Source organism: Nocardia sp. Root136 (genome assembly GCF_001427185.1).
In the GTDB taxonomy this organism is placed as follows: Bacteria; Actinomycetota; Actinomycetes; order Mycobacteriales; family Mycobacteriaceae; genus Nocardia; species Nocardia salmonicida.
In genome coordinates, this window is record NZ_LMFE01000001.1 from 884,907 (window position 1) to 902,926 (window position 18,020).

The window sequence follows — 18,020 nt, forward strand, 5'->3', positions numbered from 1 at the left end:
AACCATGGCACAGAACGAGAATCTCGCCGCGCTCTCGGCCGCGGGCGTCTCGGTGTGGCTCGACGATCTCTCGCGTGATCGCATCCAGTCCGGCAACCTCGCCGAACTGGTCGCGACCCGCGGCGTCGTCGGCGTCACCACCAACCCGAGCATCTTCCAGGCCGCGCTGAGTGTGGGCCACGCCTACGAGGCGCAGCTCAAAGACCTTGCGTCCCAAGGCGCCGACGCCGACGCGGCGATCCGCACGATGACCACCGACGACGTGCGCGCCGCCTGCGACGTGCTCGCGCCGGTGTTCGAAACGACCGGTGGCGTGGACGGGCGCGTATCGATCGAGGTCGACCCGCGGTTCGCCTTCGACGCCGACAAGACCGTCGCCCAGGCGATCGAGCTGTGGAAGATCGTCGACCGCAAGAACCTGTTCATCAAGATCCCGGCCACCGAGGCGGGCCTGCCCGCGATCACCTCGGTGATCGGTGAGGGCATCAGCGTGAACGTGACGCTGATCTTCTCGGTGCCCCGCTACCGCGCGGTGATGGGCGCCTATCTCGACGGCCTGCGCAACGCCAAGATCGTCGGCCACGACCTGGCCAAGATCCACTCGGTCGCTTCGTTCTTCGTCTCCCGCGTGGACACCGAGATCGACAAGCGCCTCGAGGCGATCGGCACCCCGGAGGCCCTCGCGCTGCGCGGCAAGGCCGGTGTGGCCAACGCTCGGCTGGCGTACGCCGAATACCAGGATGTGTTCGACGGTGGCGCGCATACCTCCACCTACAACCACCTGGCCGCACAGGGCGGCAACCGGCAGCGGCCGCTGTGGGCATCGACCGGGGTGAAGAACCCGGATTACCCCGACACCCTCTACGTCACCGAACTCGTCGGCCCGAACACGGTCAACACCCTGCCGGAGAAGACCCTGCAGGCGTTCGCCGATCACGGCGAGGTGCGGGGCGACACGCTCAGCGGCCGTGGCGCCGAAGGCGCCCAGGTCTTCGCCGACCTGGCGGCGGTCGGTATCGATCTCGACGATGTGTTCGCGCTGCTCGAGCGCGAAGGCGTCGACAAGTTCGAGAGTGCCTGGGGCGAACTGATCGAGGCAACCACCGGCGCGCTCGGCGTCGCTGCGGAGGGCAACTAACACGATGGCCGGCACAGCATCGACGGATCAGGCGGCGGGGCTGTGGCACAACCCGCTGCGCGACGAACGCGACAAACGGGTCCCCTTCATCGCGGGCCCGTGCTGCATGGTGATTTTCGGTGTCACCGGAGATCTGTCCCGCAAGAAGCTGATGCCGGCCATCTATGACCTGGCGAACCAGGGGTTACTTCCCCCTGGTTTCGCACTGGTCGGCTTCGCTCGGCGCAACTACGCCGACGAAGACTTCGCCTCGGTAGTACTCGAGGCCGTGAAGAAGCACGCGCGCACTCCTTTCCGCCAGGAGGTCTGGGACCACCTGGCCGAGGGGGTGCGGTTCGTGCAGGGCAGTTTCGACGACGACGCGGCCTTCGCGACGCTCGCCGACACCCTGAACACTCTCGATCAGACCCGCGGCACCGGCGGCAATTACGCCTTCTACCTGTCGATTCCGCCGAATATGTTCCCCGTGGTGCTCGATCAGCTCTCCGAGCACAATCTGGCTCAGGCCACCCCCGACCCCGACGGGTACACCCCGTGGCGGCGCGTGGTGATCGAGAAGCCGTTCGGCCACGACCTGACCAGCGCCAAGGAACTCAACGCCCTGGTCAACCGGGTCTTTCCCGAAGAGCAGGTCTTCCGCATCGACCACTATCTCGGCAAGGAAACGGTCCAGAACATTCTGGCGCTGCGCTTCGCCAACGAGTTGTTCGAGCCGATCTGGAATGCCAACTACGTCGACAGCGTGCAGATCACCATGGCCGAGGACATCGGATTGGGCGGTCGCGCAGGCTATTACGACGGGATCGGCGCCGCGCGTGACGTCATCCAGAACCACCTGTTGCAGTTGCTCGCGCTGACCGCGATGGAGGAGCCGACCTCCTTCGAGCCGATGCAGCTCACCACCGAGAAGATCAAGGCACTCTCGGCCACCAAACTCGTCGCGCCGCTGGACGAGACCACCGCGCGCGGGCAGTACACCGAGGGCTGGCAGGGCAGCGAGCACGTGGTCGGCCTGCATCAAGAAGAAGGCTTCGATCCGCAGTCGCGGACCGAGACCTACGCCGCGCTCACCCTGCACGTGGAGAACCGCCGCTGGGCGGGTGTGCCGTTCTATCTGCGCACCGGAAAACGCCTCGGCCGCAGGGTGACCGAGATCGCGGTGGTGTTCAAGCGCGCGCCGCACCTGCCCTTCGACCAGACCATGACCGAGGAACTCGGCCAGAACGCGCTGGTCATCCGGGTGCAGCCGGACGAGGGCATCACCTTGCGCTTCGGCTCCAAAGTCCCTGGCTCCGGCATGGAAGTGCGCGACGTGAACATGGACTTCAGCTACGGCGAGGCGTTCACCGAGTCCTCCCCCGAGGCCTACGAACGGCTGATCCTCGACGTGCTGCTCGGCGTGCCGTCGCTGTTCCCGGTCAACGCGGAGGTCGAATTGTCCTGGCGCATCCTCGATCCCGTGCTCGCGCACTGGGCCGCGGGCGGCAAACCCGAACCCTACGAGGCCGGTACCTGGGGTCCCACCTCGGCCGATGAGATGCTCGCGCGCAGCGGGCGGGAATGGCGGCGTCCGTGATCGTCGACATGCCCGATACCAACACCGTCGATGTCGGCAAGCGGATGGTGCAGTTGCGCGAGACCAACGGCGTGATCACCCAGGGCCGGGTGCTCACCCTGGTGGTGTGCACCCTGGACTCCTCCGAGGCCGAGGACGCGATCGACGCCGCCAACGACGCCAGCCGCGAACATCCCTGCCGCGTCATCGTTCTGGCCCGCGGTGACCGCGATGCCGAGACCCGCCTCGACGCTCAGATCCGCGTCGGCGGCGACGCCGGTGCGGCCGAGGTGATCGTGCTGCGCCTGCAGGGCGCGCTGGTGAACCACGAGAGCAGCGTCGTGACCCCGTTCCTGCTGCCCGACACCCCGGTGGTGGCGTGGTGGCCGCGTGGCGCGCCGGACTTCCCGTCGATGGATTCGGTGGGCAGGCTGGCCAAGCGCCGCATCACCGATGCCACCTACGCCCGCGATCCACAGGCCGCGATCAAGAAGCGCCGCGACTCCTACGCGACCGGCGACACCGATCTGGCATGGAGCCGCATCACCTACTGGCGCGCACTGCTGGCCGCGGCGCTGGACGAGCCGCCGTTCGAACCGGTCATCTCGGTGACCGTGTCCGGCCTGGCCTCCGAACCCGCGCTCGACACCCTGGCCGGTTGGCTGGCGTCCCGTCTGCACTGCCCGGTGATCCGCAAGACCGGGGAGTTGAAGGTGGAGATCCAGCGCGCCACCGATTCGATCGCCATCGAACGCCCGCAACTAGGAAGGACGGCAACGCTGACCCGCACCGGCGAACCCGACCAGCGGATCGCGCTGGCACGCCGGGAAACTCGCGATTGTCTCGCCGAGGAACTGCGTCGGCTCGATGCCGACGAGATCTACGCCGAGGCGCTCGCCGGAATCGAGAAGGTGACCTATGAGTGACCACATAGACGTGCACGACGACCTCGGTGCCGAATTCCCCGCCAACACGATCGAGATCCACGACGACGCCGAGTTTCTCGCCGACGCGGCCGCCGAGCGCTTCGTCGATGTGATCGTCACCGCCCAGGCCGAACGCGGCCACGCGTCGGTCTCGCTCACCGGTGGCAGCGACGGCATCCGCCTGCTCGAGCGAGTCCGGCAGTCCCCCGGCGACATCGACTGGTCCACCCTCTACGTCTACTGGGGCGACGAGCGTTTCGTCCCCGACGGCGACAAGGACCGCAACGAACTCCAGGCCCGCGAGGCGCTGCTGGACTTCGTCCCGCTCGACCCGGCGCACGTCTTCCCGATCGCTGCTTCCGACGGCGCCTACGGCTCCCCAGAGGAAGCCGCGGCCGCCTACGCCCAGCTCGTGCACACCGAACTCGACGAACGCGGCGAGTTCGACCTCACCGTCCTCGGCATGGGCGCCGAAGGCCACATCGACTCCCTGTTCCCGCACTCTCCCGCAGTGCAGGAAACCAAGGAATACGTTGTCGCCGTGCACAATTGCCCGAAGCCCCCGCCGACCAGGATCACGATGACCCTGCCCACGATCCACCGCTCCCGCCACGTGATGCTCGTGGTCAGCGGCGAAGCCAAGGCCGCCGCGGTGGCCGCCGCCGTCAACGGCGCCTCCCCCGACGACATCCCGTCGGCCGGCGCGGTCGGCATCGAGTCGACCACCTGGGTGATCGACGAACCCGCAGCGACGGGTCTGCTGCTCGACGACGAATAACCCGCTGACGAAGCCGGGCCCCGTGTCCGGGGCCCGGCTTCGTTCAAGTCAGGTGACCGAGTCACGGGTGCTTGCGCACCGAATTCGGCGGCGCGTAGTTGTCCCGACCGGCGAACGCATGATAGCCGTCAGCTAATCGTCACGCGGCGCATAAAGCTCGGGATTGAACAGCGAGCGCGCGCCTGAATGCGTGTACAGCTTGCGCTGCAGTGTCCGAAGTACAGCGATGCCCTCGGCGTCGGAAAATGAGCTGACCAAGCGGAATTCCACGCCGGCTCCGAATAGGTCGCTTCCGAAGGCCAGTTCGCTCAGGAACAAAACGCGAGCCGTGTCGACCTCGGACAGTTTCTCGCCAGCAGAGATAGTTCGACGCAACCTGTCCACTTCGTCATCGAAATGATCTCGATTCGAATATCCGAGCGCGCGTACAGGTATCGGTGCGCGCGTCGAAATCCCCGTCCAGCTCGCAAGAGATGCGTCGATGAAGTCGCGCTCTCGAAGACTGAGCGCCGCCATGTCGTATTCCACCGTAGATCCCTTCGATTGAGCCCCGGCCACTTACTTGGCACCAGTCTTTCCGGACTGCGTACCCCCGGTACCGCCAGGAGGTTGCGATCCTGTGCGCGTCCCATCTTTACCGTCACCAAGGGATGGGTCCTCGATTTGACCAGTTAGTCGAATAAATTCACTTAACGGGTCTTTGGGCCTGTAGACGGTGCCGTGATCGGTTGTGTTCGGATCCACGATAACGATGAAACCGTCGTAGCTCATCATCACCGGATCACCCTTATAGTCTTTGCCGAGCCGCTCCATCTGTGAGCCAGAGATGATCAGGTAGACCTTCTCTGCCAAATCATCTTGCGTCATTCCCTTGAAATCGTCATTGTGCTTCGTCCACGCATGCCCGTATGCAATTTCCTGGGCCATACGTCGTGCGGGGTCAGAACTCCATCCCCCGGGCGGCTGAGGCAAACCCGGTACCTGAAATACCACACCAGTGTCAGGGTTCTCGGGGAGTCCGGCGAAGGCTTCCTCGATCGCCGTCTGCGCCAAAGAAGCGGCTGCACCCGCGTTCTCCAATGCCTGCTTCACAGCGGTGGTCGACGCATCCGCATCGACCTGGAGAGCTCCCGCCGCGACCGAATAGGACGTTGCGTCAGGCAATTGCGACAACAGTGCTTGATGAGTACTCGTCGAAATCTTGACAGTACCGTCGTCAGCAACTTCGTACCCATTGGATTCCGCTGACTTCACGGCATTCAGCAGAGCAGTTTTCGCCGCGTCCAGCGTGCTCGCACCCGAATGCGCCGCAGTCGCACCGTCCTGCAATGCTGTGATGAAAATCCTAGTGGTAGTTCGGATCTCCTCGTGCCTTGTCCGCATCGCGTCCGCCGCAGTGCCCGTCCAGAAATCCCGGCTGCCGTCCACAGCACGATACTGCGTGTCATCGAACGCCGTCAGCTTCTGCGCCTGGGCGGACCACGCGTCACCCCGTGCGGCAAGCGTGGCGGGTTCCCAGGCCAGAACCTGTGCAACGGTCAGGGTTTCAGCGTCTGCGGCCTCCGACTTCTGCTCCTCGGTGCCCAGCGTCGTCATGCCAGCGCCGCCTGCTGCGCCGCGATATCGCCCGCGTTCTGCGTGTCCGTGTTCTGAAATTCGGCGACCGCAGCAGATGTCGCCTTCGACAGCGCGTCATAGTCCGCGATCAGCGTCTTGGCCGCCTTGACGACCTTCCCGATCGCCGCTGTCGACACGTCAGGAACCTTTGTTCCCGGCAAGGTCACAGCGGCTTCGCCGGTCTCGCCGGTAAAGACATCGGTCATCTCGGCCTCGACCTTGCCGAGTGTGGTCGCAAGCTCTTGTGTCCGTGTCGGATCGAGATCCAAATCCGATGCGCCAGCCATGATTCCCCATTCCCCCGTAGTTCCCTTCGGTCGTCACCGTAACGACAGGGACCGGGCCACGCAATGTCAACGGACGCAACGCGTCGACGTACTCGCTCCAGCCCCGATACAGTCAGCACGTGACCGGTTGACCGCTGGGTCACGCGAACGAAGCTGCACTGTGATGCCGGCGGCGGAGCGGCAAGTCGGATAGAAGGTTTCAACGCATGGAGGACGTCGACCCGGTCTCGGGACATATCGAGAAGCTCCAACGGGCGCTCACCGACGCGAGGGGCCGGGCAGTGAGCGCCGATGGGGCTCTTCGCCTTGAAGCTGGTGCGAACGGCACAATCCACAGCATCGAGTTGGGTGACAGTGGCGCCGATCTCGCTGCGGCGGTAGTGGTTTCGTTGATCGTCGAACTACACCGCGAAGCAGTCACCGAGGCTGCCACCACCATGCGGGCGGCAGTGGCGGCGCTGAGCAACGATCCACGCCTGCACGAGGACCGCCAGCAGGTCGTTGACAAACTAGCTCGGCCCCGCACCAACCCTGAATCTGTTGCAGCACCACAGCATCCCTTGCCGCGAACCGACCGCAAAGAACCGGGCCACGCCCAGCCGACAATCCTTCCGACGCCGCGTCGGCGACCCGCCGCGCCGCCGACTCTCTCGGAGTTTGATCCGGTCACCTTTGTACCGCTACCGAGGGCAAGCCGTCCCGCGCCGCCGAATCAGCGTTCTATTCCACCCGATCCTGTCCGCACCGCTTCTGACACGACCGACGCAGCACCGATCACCGGTGACTCGCGCGACCTCGGGGAGCCCGTCCGTGGCGATGTCTACCCGGTGAGCAGACCACCGGGTGCCGAGCCGACTCCAGCGGAGACCGACTTCGTCCCCGCCGATCCGTTCGCATCGTGGGGCGAGCCCGGTAGCGGCACTGGAATCGCGCCGGGGAGCTGGCTGCCCGACGACAATCTGATCCTGTCCGATGACTGGGGGGACTGGCCGCGATAACAGCCGAACTCGAGGAAGCTCAGGTGACCGGGGTCAGGGAGCTCGCCCAGAAGTCGGCGTAGCGGCCTGCTCGGTGGAGGAGTTCGTCGTGGGTGCCGTCTTCGGCGATGTGGGCGTTGTCGAGAAAGACGATGCGGTCGGCGCGGCGGACGGTGCGGAGGCGGTGGGCCACCATCACGACGGTTCGCCCGGCCATCAGGCGTTCGATGCCCTCATGGACTACTGCCTCGTTCAGGGGGTCGAGGGCCGAGGTCACCTCGTCGAGTAAGACGATCGGGGCGTTCTTCAGGAGGGCTCGGGCGATCGAGACTCGTTGGCGCTCACCGCCGGACAGCGCTGTGCCGCCTTCGCCGACGTTCGTTGCCCAGCCGCCGGGGAGTCGGTCGATCACCTCGTCGAGGCGGGCCGCACCGGCCGCGGTCCTCACCTCTTCGTCGGTGGCGTCGGGGCGGCCGAGGCGGATGTTGTCTTCGATCGTGCCGTCGAAGAGGTAGACGTCCTGGAAGACGATGGCGAACTGGGCCATCAGCGTGTCGGTGCCGATGGAGCGCACGTCGACGCCGCCGATGCGTACGGTGCCCGCATCGACGTCGTAGAAGCGGGCGATCAGTTGCAGGAGCGTGGTTTTGCCCGCTCCGGACGGCCCGACCACGGCCAACCGTTGACCGCGAGGAACCGTCAGCGATACATCGTCGAGTACCGTGCGACCGCCGTGCCGGAAGGTGACGGCATCGAAGGACAGGTCGTGGGCTTTCGGCTCGAGCGGAGTCGCGGGTTCGGGCAGGGTTTCGGTCCGCAGGAGTGCTTCGAGGCGCACCAGTTCCGATCGGGCGCTGCGGAGTTGGCCGCCGATATCGGCGAGCGACAGGAGCGGGTCGGCGCAGCGGGCGGCGAGGACGAGGATTGCCAAAACTTCTGCGGCACCGATGTTTCCGTCGAGGGCGAGGTAGGTGCCGAGGGCCAGCAGCCCGGTGAACACTGTTTGCACCGCGAGTGAGAGGCCGAGGATTCCGGGCAGCGCTGTGAAGGCGCGACGGCGCGAGGTACGCGCGACTTCCTGGAGCGAATCGTCGAGCAGGTCGAACCGTTGCGCGGTGCGCCCTCCTGCCCGCAGCACCGGCTGCGCCTGGAGATATTCGATGACGCGTTGCGCGGCGTCGTGGTCACGTTCGTGCCGCTGCGCGTCGTCGGCCGCCATCGCGCGCCCCGACCAGACCTGGATCGCCGCCACGATCGGCACAGCGACAGCGGCGGCCGCGCCCATTTGCCAGTTGAACGCGAAGATCACGACGATGATCGTCAACGGCGTCACAGCGGCGGAGATCAGCGGCGCCATCAGGTGTGCGAGCACGCTCAACGCCTGCAGCACACCACGACTGGCGAGCACCGACACCTCCCCCACGCGGCCCGCTGTGTACCAACCGATGGGCAGGCGGGTCAGATGATCACCGAGCCGGTAGTACACCCCGCGCAGCAGCGTGGTCCCCACGCGGAAACCGGAGAGGTCGCTGCGGTAGCGCAGCATCGCGTAGACGGCGACAGCGATGCCCAGTGCGATCAGCCAGGGGCGCGCGCCGGCGGGATCGTCGCCGAACAGCGACCGCAGCACGGGAACCAGCAGCGCGTAGGACAATCCCTCGGCGACCGCGGTCACGGTCATCAGCGCGACGGTGCGCCGGACCGGTCCGGCGTATTCGGGTCCGAGCACGCGCAACAGCATGCGAATCATCGTGGGTCTCCCTGTAATTCCGCGGTCACCGTTCGGTGCGAGTGCCAGAAGTCGGCGAACTTTCCCTGTTGGGCAAGCAGATCGGCGGGTCGGCCGCGTTCGACAATCGTGCCGTTGTCGAGCATCACGACCATGTCGGCATCGGCGATCGTTTCCAGCCGGTGGGCGATCACGAGGAGGGTCCGGTCGCGACCGAGCGATGTCAACGCCTGGCGCACCGCCTGCTCGGTCTGGGGGTCGGCGAAGGCGGTCGCCTCGTCCAGGACCAACACCGGCGCATCGGCGAGTAGGGCCCGCGCCAGCGAAATCCGCTGCGCCTCACCACCGGACAACTCCGTGTCATCGCCGATCACCGTGTCGTACCCGTGCGGTAACTCGAGAATGCGGTCGTGGATATTCGCCAGGCGGGCGGCCCGAATCACGTTGTCGCGGTCCGTCTGTGGGACGGCGAGGGCGATATTGTCCGCGACCGACGCGCGCAGCAGTCGCACATCCTGGAAGACGAACGAGACCGTCCGATAGAGCTCGCGGCTGCCGAGTTCGCGCAGGTCGACTCCGCCGAGGGAGACGGTGCCCTCGACCGGATCGAAGAACCGCGGCAGCAACTGGACCAGGGTGGATTTGCCGCTGCCCGACGGCCCGACGAGCGCCGTCACGGTGCCGGGTTCGAGCACCAGGTCGATCCCGCGCAGCACTTCGTGTTCGGCGTCGTAGCCGAACCGGACCCCGCGCAGCTCCAGCCGGTGCCCCCGCGGTGCCCTCGGCTGGGTCGGCTCGGGCAGCGGCGCCTCGTCGAGAACATCGCGAATCCGGCCTGCCGCGCGCCCAGCGGCCTGGAGATCGTCGAAACCGTGCCCGAGTGCCGCCACCGGTGCGGTCAGGCCGATGCCCAGTAGCAGGAACGGCAGCAGATCGGCCGGGGCCATCCCACCGTTCGTGATCAGCGCCGCACCGCCGATCAGCACGACCAGCAGCACGAACGGCGGCGACAACGCCACCTGCATGCCCGCCGCGATACCCGCCAGACCACGCACCATCCGCAGGAAGATGTCAGCGAAATCGTCGGTGGCGGTGCGGAATCTGCGATGAGCGCGCTCGGACCCGCCGAAGGCCTTCACCACCGCGATGCCCTGGACGAACTCGACGACCGAGCTGGCGATCACGCCCATCGCGGTGTCGAAATCCTGTTGTTCGCGTAGCCGACTCGGGGTCATCATCAGGGGGACCAGTGCGATGGCCAGCACCACCGGGATCCCGGTGATGAGGGTGAGCCGCCAGTCGACGGTGAACAGGTAGATCAGCGAGACCAGCGGCACCACGAACGCCGACACCAATTCGCCGGGCGCGTGAGCGATGAACGGGTGCACAGCGCTCACGTCGTCGCCCACGATCTTGGCCAGCTCACCGGTGCGATGCCGCGCGAACCAGCCGATCGGCACCCGCCCCAGCTGATCGGCCAACTGCCGCCGCAGCGACAGCTGGACTCGATCGTCGAGCTGGTGTCCGATCGCCGAAGAGGCTGCGGTACACAGCAATCGGACGAGCAGGCCCACCGCTCCGGCCAGCACGACGAACCACACATGAGCGCGGTCGACCTCGCCGGGCGACAACAGGGTACGACCCAGCTCGACGACTGCCAGCAAGGGAGCCAGCCCCGCCACGGCGCCGACGACCTGCAGGATCACCACCGCGCCGAAGCTGCCGAGATACGGCCGAAGCAGGCTCGTGAGACGCGTTGTTCGAGTCGGCTGTTCGCTGATGGTGGTCATCGGCGCACTCCCGAACGCACAGCCAGGTGGCTTCGCAGATAGTCGAGGATCTCCGAGCGGGCGGGTCCGGCGGCCGGGATCAGGCCCTGCATGCTCGAGAAGCCGTTTGTCGCTTCGGGATAGCGGGTCAGCGTCACTTCGGCACCGGCCTTGCGCAAACGATCGGCGTAGGCGGGCGATTGATCTTCCAGCGGATCCAGTCCAGCGGACAGGATGAGGGTGGGGGCCGAACCGGCGAGGTCGTCGTGGAACATCGGCGATATCGTCCGCGCATCGAAGCCTTCGGGCAGCGCGATACGTTGCACCGCACGGCAATTGGCTGGTGTCGCGGTAGGGCTGTCCGCGTTCTCGGTGAACGAGGGATAGTCGAACACCCCGTCGGTCCAATCGAGTTGCGGGTTGATCAAGACCTGCGTCCGTAGCGCACGCGTCTCGAAGCCGGTCAACACCGCGAGCGTCGCGCCCGCGCTACTGCCGAGTAGCGCGAGCCGAGTTCCCTCCGCACCCCACTGCCCCGCCTGGGCGACAAGTTCCGGCACCGCGGCGCGGGCATCCTCGACAGCGGCGGGAATCGGATGCTCCGGCGCGAGCCGATAGTCGACCGAAGCGACCACCGCCGGACACTCGGCAGCCAGGTGGCTGAGCAGCCAATCATCCTGCTCGGGAACGCCACTGATGAATCCGCCACCGTGGAACGCGACGATCAGGGGTAGCCCCGAACCCTCGCGGACCGGTCGATGCACCCGAACATTCACGGTACGACCGGGCAGTTCGAGCGTGTGCGTGGTGCTGCGCGCACCCCGGTCCGGCTTACCGGTGATGAACGTCCCGATGGCGGACCGACGCAACTTCTCCTGTGCCCCACGCAGCTCGACGATCTCGGTCGGCGTGATCGAATCCCAATCCGGCCCACTATTGAGCGCGGACAACACCCGCATCCGTAAGGGAACTCTGCCTCGCATGCTGTGCCTCCTGGCGCTCGCTCACCACCCGCTCTCGCGGCGGCGTAGAGCAACCCTGGCAGGAAGGCTCACCGGTCCGCTTTCGGAAACATGCGGTTCCCGCCCAGCCGTTTCGCGACAGCGCCTGGTTAAAATGTCGGGCGATCGGTGTGGCGGGGGGACGAGTTGCCAACCGGGAACATCATGGGTTGCCGACCTGTGGTGGTGCCGTGCCCCCGTGCGCTGAGGTAGCGCTTGGGTCGGATGCGAGGTGCCGGCATGGGAAGGGAAAGGGTGATGGGTGGCTTCCACAGGACCGCGGGAGGACGGGAGTTCGGGGTTACCGTTCGGTCCACCACTGGACGTACTCGGGCCTGATCCGGCCGCGATTGTGCCGGGGTACGCGCCGACTTCGTGGCGACCGGCCGATCCGGAGCCGATGATTCCGCCGCCACCCCCGCAGTTCCAGGCGCACAAGAGGATCGAGCCACAGAACACGGGTCGCAGCAGGATCGGCTTCGTCGTTCTGGGTTCGGTGGCAACGATCGCGGTCGGCGTGGCGGCGCTCTCCTACGTCGTGGCAGGTCGAGACAGCGAACCAGAGGAAGCCGTGCTCATCGCCGCCACCAGCCCGCCGACGACCAGGAAGACGGCTGGACCACTGCCCTGCGCCGACGAACAGCGCGGCAGCCTGACCATCGGCCGCGGTCCGGGTGACCACAACTCCGGTCCCGGCGCGATCCTCGGCTTCGAGTACGCGTTCTACAGCGACCGCGATGGTGAAAAGGCGCGGTCGTTTGTGGCGCCCGAGGCCGACACCGTCGGTTCGGCCCCGACCATTCAGCGCGGCATCGACGAGCACGTCCCGCGCGGAACCACCTACTGCGCCCAGATCAACCAGATCGGTCCGGACAACTACGAACTCGATCTGACCGAACGTCGGCCCGGCGGCACGTCGGCAGAAGACCTGCTCTACACCCAACTCATCACCACCACCGTCCGCGACGGGCGAACGATGATCACGGCGATTGTCGTACGGGGACAGTGAGATTCGGTTCGGTGCCCTGGGACTGTCAGCCCGAGACCGCGCGCGGATCCGGGAGGTACATACCGGCCTTACCGCGCACGGTGCTCCACATGGCGAATCCCAGCACGGGAGTATTCTGAGCGATCATCATCTGACGGTTGCCCAGGTCGATGACGGCGGGCACCACGACGGTGCCGTAGCTCATGGCTTTATTGGTCACGGCGCCGAAACTGGCCGGGTGTACTCGGTCGGAGATCAACGCGGCGACAGCGCACGCGCTACCTTTCACCGCGAATGCGCTGGGGCGGCGGATCGAGCGGGCGAATTCATCTACCTGCCGGGTGAATCCGGCAACCGTCGCGGGTGAGATCTCACCCGCGTGGCCGACACAGACGGCCAGTTCGATCGGGTTCAGCGAACTCTTGATCACCGCGCCGATACCGATCAGGGAAAGCACCGGGCCGATCCAGTTCCGGCTCACCTGGAGGCCGCCCATATTCATGTGGTGAGCGACGGCCGCCAGATAAGCCTGCACCGCCGCACTCTCCGGTGGTGCGACCGGACTCGGCAGTTGCTGTGGCGCACCGTAATTCGGTTGTGGAGCACCGAATTGAGCAGGCGGCTGCTGGTACTGCGGTTGCTGCGGCGGAAGATGCGGCTGCCCGTACTGCTGCGGCGGGTACGGCTGCGGCGGGTACGGCTGCTGCGGATACCCCCACTGACCTCCCGGCCCACCTGGCGTAGTCAATGCCCTCCATCGCCGTCCCACATGAACACCGGACACTACCGCGCACCCGGATCCCCCCACACACGAGTTCCACCTACGAGATCGATGTTCGTCAGCGGATAACGCAGTTGCGCGCTTCTGGCGGGAATTGCCCGTCGTTCATCGAGGATCACAGTAGCTTTCTTGGCATGCCGACGGTTCGGACGTCGACTCGACAGCGGGCGAGGAGTTGTGACGGTGGCACTGGGTTCGCTTGACCTCGATGGGGCGTTTCGGGCCGCGATGGACAGTCTCGCTGTGCCCGACCGGATCGAGCCGATCGAGACCATCGATGCCGCGTTCGGGATCGAATTGTTCGAATCGCAGGTTGCCAGTCGGCATCTCGATCTGGCCGCTCGGCGGTTGGGGGCCGCTCGGCAGGGGTTCTACAGCATCGGGTCCTCGGGGCATGAGGGGAATGCGGCGGTGGCGGCAGCGGCGCGCGTCGATGATCCGGCGTTGTTGCACTATCGGTCGGCGGCCTTTTTCGTGCAGCGATGCAAGCAGATTCCGGGGCTGGATCCGATTCGGGACGTGCTGCTCGGGGTTGTGGCGGCGGCCGCTGATCCGATTTCCGGTGGTCGGCACAAGGTGATCGGGAGCGCGGCGGCGTCGATCATCCCGCAGACCTCGACCATCGCTTCGCATCTGCCGCGTGCGGTGGGGTTGGCCTTCGCGCTGGATCGGGCCGCGAAGCAAGGGGTTTCGTGTCCGTGGCCCGCTGACGCGGTGGTGGTGTGCAGTTTCGGCGATGCGTCGGCGAACCATTCGACGGCGGTCGGTGCGGTCAATGCCGCCCTGCATGCCGCCCATCAGGGCGTGCAAATGCCGCTGGTGTTCGTCTGCGAGGACAACGGCCTCGGTATCAGTGTGCCGACCGCCCCGGACTGGATCGAACGGGCCTACGGCCCGCGGCCGGGGCTCACCTACCTCGCCGCCGACGGTTGCGACCTGCCCGACGTTCTCGGTGCCGCCGAAGACGCGGTGCACCTGGCGCGGACCTGGCGGGTGCCGGTATTCCTGCACCTGCGCACGGTCCGACTCGGTGGCCACGCGGGATCCGATGTCGAGTCCGCCTATCGCGGTCGGGCCGATATCGCCGCCGACCTCGCCCGCGACCCCCTTCTCGGCACCTCCCGCTACCTGATCGCGGCGGGTGCCGCCGACGCGGGCGATCTCCTCGAGCGCTACGAGCGGATCGGTGCGCGCGTGCGCGAGACCGCCGACGAGGTGGTTCACGAAGCGCGGCTCGATTCCGCCGCGGCCGTGATCGCGCCGCTCGCGCCGACTCATCCCACCGCGATCCGCGACGATGTCACCCGACTCGGTCCGCCGATGCCCTCTCCACAGTCGGCGGCTGACGAACGGGCTCGTGAAGCGTCGCCCCGGCCTCCCGATCCCTCCGGGACAACCGACCTCCGGATGACACTGGCGCAGGCGATCAATCACACCCTCGGTGAACTCCTCACCAAGGATCCCGATGTCCTGGTATTCGGCGAGGACGTCGGACGCAAGGGCGGCGTCTACGGCGTCACGAAAGGACTCAGAAAGCGGTTCGGAGCGCGCCGGGTCTTCGACACCCTCCTCGACGAACAGTCCGTCCTCGGCACCGCGCTCGGTACCGGATTGGCCGGATTCATCCCGATCCCCGAGATCCAGTACCTGGCCTACGTGCACAACGCGGCCGATCAGATCCGCGGCGAAGCGGCCACACTGCAGTTCTTCTCGAACGGGCAATACCGCAATCCGATGGTCCTGCGCATCGCCGGCCTCGCCTATCAAAAGGGCTTCGGCGGCCACTTCCACAACGACGATTCCCTCGCGGCGCTGCGCGATATCCCCGGCGTCCTCGTCGCGGTGCCCGCGCGCGCCGACGACGCGGCTGCGATGCTGCGCACCTGCGTGTCAGCGGCCCGAGTCGATGGCCGAGTATGCGTGTTCGTAGAGCCGATTGCGCTGTACCACACCAAAGATCTCCACCCCGGAGACGAAGCCTGGCTGGCCTCCCCCACCACCGACCACATCCCGATCGGCGATGCCCGTGCCTACGGCGAAGGCACCGACCTCACCATCGTCACCTTCGGCAACGGCGTCCCGATGAGTCTGCGCACGATGAATCGCCTTGCCGCCCAAGGAATTCACGCACGGGTGCTCGATCTCCGCTGGCTCAATCCGCTACCGGTCGCCGACCTGATCCACCACGCCGAAGCCACCGGAAAGGTGTTGGTCGCCGATGAAACCCGGAGCACCGGTGGAGTTTCCGAATCGGTCTACGCGGCGCTGATCGACACGGGCTACCGTGGAGCGCTCGCCCGAGTCACCAGCGAGGACAGCTTCGTCCCACTCGGTCCCGCCGCGGACACTGTGCTGCTGAGCGAGTCAGCGATCGAGACCGCCGCACGGCGTCTGCTACTGGGCTAGGTCGAGAACCGATACCGGCGCAGCGCCCCCGTAGGTCGCGGAAACAACCCTACCGACATGCTGTGCGCTGGTCGGTAGGGCAGAACGTAGAGCGAACTCAGGCGAACTTGATCTCGAGGCCGATGCCGAGGATCGCGATGAACCAGACAACGCCGACGAAGATGGTGATCCGGTCGAGGTTCTTCTCGACGACGGTGGAGCCCGACAGGCTCGACTGCACGCCGCCACCGAAGAGGCTGGACAAGCCGCCGCCCTTGGCGCGGTGCAGCAGCACCAGCAGCACCAACAGCAAGCTGGTGATCACAAGGAGGATATCGAGGAACAGCGACATGACGTTCATCCTAGGTGGTGCGGGACCGACTGGTCTAACCAGGCTCGACGGCGACCAGGTGTGAGACCGTCTGGGGGCCCGCGGAGTACTCGACGACGGCCTGTTCTATCTCCCGATCACGGGCGGTCAGACGCACCTGATGCTGGTGCATGTGCTCGGCCCATGACCGCACGACGAAGGCTTCCACGAAGCGGTCGACGGTGCCGACATCGCGATAGAGCCGCCATTCCATCGCGCCCGTACGCTGCCGGGATCGCCCGACCAGCGCCATCGACTCGGTGAAGGCGGCGACGTCGCCGGGTGGCACGTCGTAGCCGCGCATCACCAGGACGGGGCCGTCCGCGGGTTCGGGCTCGACGACGAGTTGCGGCTCGGGCCAGTACGCCGCCGGGGAGAGGTCGATCTCCTCGACGTTGTGCCGGATCGGCCACCACAGGGTGCTCACGGCGCAGCATGCCAGCATCGCCGCCGCGATCAGCAGCGCCGTCACGGCACCGTAGGCACCGGCGACCAGGCCCCAGAGCAGCGACCCGATCGCCTGCCCACCCATGAACACCAGCATGTACACCGACAGACCGCGGGCGCGGACCCAGGCGGGCAGGAGCAACTGCATGGTCGAGTTCAGCGTCGACATCGCCAGCAGCCACGCCAGCCCGGCCCCGACCAGCAGCACGAGGACCAGCACCACATTCTGGACCAGCGCGGCCGCGACCGCGCCGAGGCCGAACAAGACCGCGGCGAGCGCGAGTCGCTGGGTGGGGGTGAACAGGACCCGCAGGCGCGACAATCCGAGCGCGCCACACACCGCGCCGAGCCCGAGCGCACCGAGCAGCAGACCGTAGCCGGACGACGACAGTCCGAGGCGGTCGTGCGCGATCACCGGCAGCAGCGACCACACCGCGCTGGCGGGGGCGATGAACAGGCTCGCACGGAACAGCACCCTCCTGATCGCGGGCGCGGCGCGGATGAACCGGGTGCCCGCCTGCAATGCCGCGAGCGGCCGTTCACTGGGCAGCGGGCTCGTTCGCGTCGGCCACTTCGACACCAGCAGCACCACGACGATGCCGATGAACGACACCGTGTTGAACCCGAACACCACGGTCGGCCCCGCTATCGACACGATCACCCCAGCCACCGCGGGCCCGACGGCTCGACCGATATTGACGCTCATACTGCCCAGCGCCGCCACCGACGTGATCTGGTCGCGCGGCACCAGCTCGGGCTGTATCGCCTGCCACGCGGGAGCCGTGAGCGCCTGCCCACAGCCGAGTAGGAACAGCAGGCTGAGCAGGACCGCGGGAGTGGTGTGGCCGGTGGCGGTGAACACGGTGAGGGTGAGCGAGGCGAGAGCCATGCCCGCCTGCGCGCCGATCAGCAACCTGCGCCGGTCGACCAGGTCGGCCAGCACTCCGGACGGAATCGACAGCAACATCACCGGCAGGGTGAGCGCGGTCTGCACGAATGACACCAGCGCCGCCGCGTTCGGTTGATCCACGAGAATCCACTGCGCGCCGACCGTCTGCATCCAGGTGCCCAGATTGGACACGAGCTGCGCGATCCACAGCGCCCTGAACACCGGCGAACGCAACGGCGCCCAGGTCGAGATCCGCTCCGCCGCCACAGTGCCCACGCGTCGAGCATATCCCTGGCGACCACCGAGCCCCGGCACGCAGTCTCCGCCGCGACAACGGTGCGCTGCCGCGACCGCCTGCTGCGACCGATCACCCTGAACCACCA

16 protein-coding genes are annotated in these 18,020 nt (G+C 66.7%); 7 read left to right on the top strand and 9 right to left on the bottom strand.

Annotated features, from left to right (window positions below):
- Positions 1 to 4 precede the first annotated feature (4 nt).
- The 4 genes from tal to pgl are packed head-to-tail and all read left to right on the top strand — an operon-like array spanning position 5 to position 4,397.
- Positions 5 to 1,138 carry a transaldolase gene (gene tal / locus ASD42_RS04270; protein WP_056810426.1) on the top strand — a complete coding sequence of 378 codons (1,134 nt, stop codon included), beginning with the start codon at positions 5 to 7 and terminating at the stop codon, positions 1,136 to 1,138.
- Between the two features lie 4 nt (positions 1,139 to 1,142).
- On the top strand, positions 1,143 to 2,714 hold the full coding sequence (gene zwf, locus ASD42_RS04275; RefSeq protein ID WP_056810428.1) for a glucose-6-phosphate dehydrogenase: 1,572 nt from the start codon (positions 1,143 to 1,145) through the stop codon (positions 2,712 to 2,714).
- Entirely contained in the window at positions 2,711 to 3,619 is a 909-nt protein-coding gene (gene opcA / locus ASD42_RS04280) for a glucose-6-phosphate dehydrogenase assembly protein OpcA (protein ID WP_174552041.1), read from the top strand. Before zwf ends, opcA begins: the two co-directional genes overlap by 4 nt.
- Positions 3,612 to 4,397, top strand: a complete 786-nt coding sequence (gene pgl / locus ASD42_RS04285; RefSeq protein ID WP_084466206.1) for a 6-phosphogluconolactonase — start codon at positions 3,612 to 3,614, stop codon at positions 4,395 to 4,397. Before opcA ends, pgl begins: the two co-directional genes overlap by 8 nt.
- Positions 4,398 to 4,529: 132 nt before the next feature.
- Here pgl and ASD42_RS04290 read toward each other — a convergent pair whose 3' ends face one another.
- Genes ASD42_RS04290 through ASD42_RS04300 form a run of 3 tightly spaced genes read right to left on the bottom strand, consistent with a single transcriptional unit; the run spans position 4,530 to position 6,301 of the window.
- Positions 4,530 to 4,925, bottom strand: a complete 396-nt coding sequence (locus tag ASD42_RS04290; RefSeq protein ID WP_056810436.1) for a hypothetical protein — start codon at positions 4,923 to 4,925, stop codon at positions 4,530 to 4,532.
- Positions 4,926 to 4,955: 30 nt separating this feature from the next.
- Positions 4,956 to 5,993: a WXG100 family type VII secretion target gene (locus ASD42_RS04295; protein WP_056810440.1), complete on the bottom strand. Its 1,038-nt coding sequence runs from the start codon at positions 5,991 to 5,993 to the stop codon at positions 4,956 to 4,958.
- A complete protein-coding gene (locus ASD42_RS04300; protein WP_056810443.1) occupies positions 5,990 to 6,301 on the bottom strand; it encodes a hypothetical protein in 312 nt (103 codons plus the stop codon). The genes ASD42_RS04295 and ASD42_RS04300 overlap by 4 nt, the downstream gene beginning before the upstream one ends.
- Before the next feature lie 206 nt (positions 6,302 to 6,507).
- Between ASD42_RS04300 and ASD42_RS04305 the strand changes: the two genes are divergently transcribed.
- Positions 6,508 to 7,299, top strand: a complete 792-nt coding sequence (locus ASD42_RS04305; RefSeq protein WP_056810447.1) for a YbaB/EbfC family nucleoid-associated protein — start codon at positions 6,508 to 6,510, stop codon at positions 7,297 to 7,299.
- Positions 7,300 to 7,318: 19 nt separating this feature from the next.
- Here ASD42_RS04305 and ASD42_RS04310 read toward each other — a convergent pair whose 3' ends face one another.
- From ASD42_RS04310 to ASD42_RS04320, 3 genes are read right to left on the bottom strand one after another with little or no spacing between them, the layout of a single operon-like run.
- Positions 7,319 to 9,028 (bottom strand): ABC transporter ATP-binding protein, encoded by a 1,710-nt coding sequence (locus tag ASD42_RS04310; RefSeq protein ID WP_056810449.1) that lies wholly within the window; start codon positions 9,026 to 9,028, stop codon positions 7,319 to 7,321.
- A complete protein-coding gene (locus tag ASD42_RS04315; RefSeq protein ID WP_056810451.1) occupies positions 9,025 to 10,797 on the bottom strand; it encodes an ABC transporter ATP-binding protein in 1,773 nt (590 codons plus the stop codon). The genes ASD42_RS04310 and ASD42_RS04315 overlap by 4 nt, the downstream gene beginning before the upstream one ends.
- Complete coding sequence (locus tag ASD42_RS04320) at positions 10,794 to 11,759, bottom strand: alpha/beta hydrolase (RefSeq protein WP_084787000.1); 966 nt, start codon at positions 11,757 to 11,759, stop codon at positions 10,794 to 10,796. The genes ASD42_RS04315 and ASD42_RS04320 overlap by 4 nt, the downstream gene beginning before the upstream one ends.
- A gap of 280 nt (positions 11,760 to 12,039) precedes the next feature.
- On the opposite strand from ASD42_RS04320, the gene ASD42_RS04325 reads away from it, so the two are divergent.
- Positions 12,040 to 12,786, top strand: coding sequence for a hypothetical protein (locus tag ASD42_RS04325; protein ID WP_131817208.1), 747 nt, complete (start codon positions 12,040 to 12,042; stop codon positions 12,784 to 12,786).
- A gap of 25 nt (positions 12,787 to 12,811) precedes the next feature.
- Here ASD42_RS04325 and ASD42_RS34250 read toward each other — a convergent pair whose 3' ends face one another.
- On the bottom strand, positions 12,812 to 13,513 hold the full coding sequence (locus ASD42_RS34250) for a hypothetical protein (RefSeq protein WP_131816934.1): 702 nt from the start codon (positions 13,511 to 13,513) through the stop codon (positions 12,812 to 12,814).
- A 261-nt stretch (positions 13,514 to 13,774) separates the two neighbouring features.
- Between ASD42_RS34250 and ASD42_RS04335 the strand changes: the two genes are divergently transcribed.
- The gene (locus ASD42_RS04335; protein WP_056810459.1) at positions 13,775 to 15,952 is read left to right on the top strand and encodes a thiamine pyrophosphate-dependent enzyme; all 2,178 of its coding nucleotides are present in this window, start codon (positions 13,775 to 13,777) and stop codon (positions 15,950 to 15,952) included.
- Positions 15,953 to 16,049: 97 nt separating this feature from the next.
- On the opposite strand, the gene secG is transcribed toward ASD42_RS04335, so the two are convergent.
- Positions 16,050 to 16,283 carry a preprotein translocase subunit SecG gene (gene secG / locus ASD42_RS04340; RefSeq protein ID WP_056815392.1) on the bottom strand — a complete coding sequence of 78 codons (234 nt, stop codon included), beginning with the start codon at positions 16,281 to 16,283 and terminating at the stop codon, positions 16,050 to 16,052.
- 34 nt (positions 16,284 to 16,317) lie between these two features.
- A complete protein-coding gene (locus ASD42_RS04345; RefSeq protein ID WP_056810461.1) occupies positions 16,318 to 17,913 on the bottom strand; it encodes an MFS transporter in 1,596 nt (531 codons plus the stop codon).
- Positions 17,914 to 18,020 lie beyond the last annotated feature (107 nt).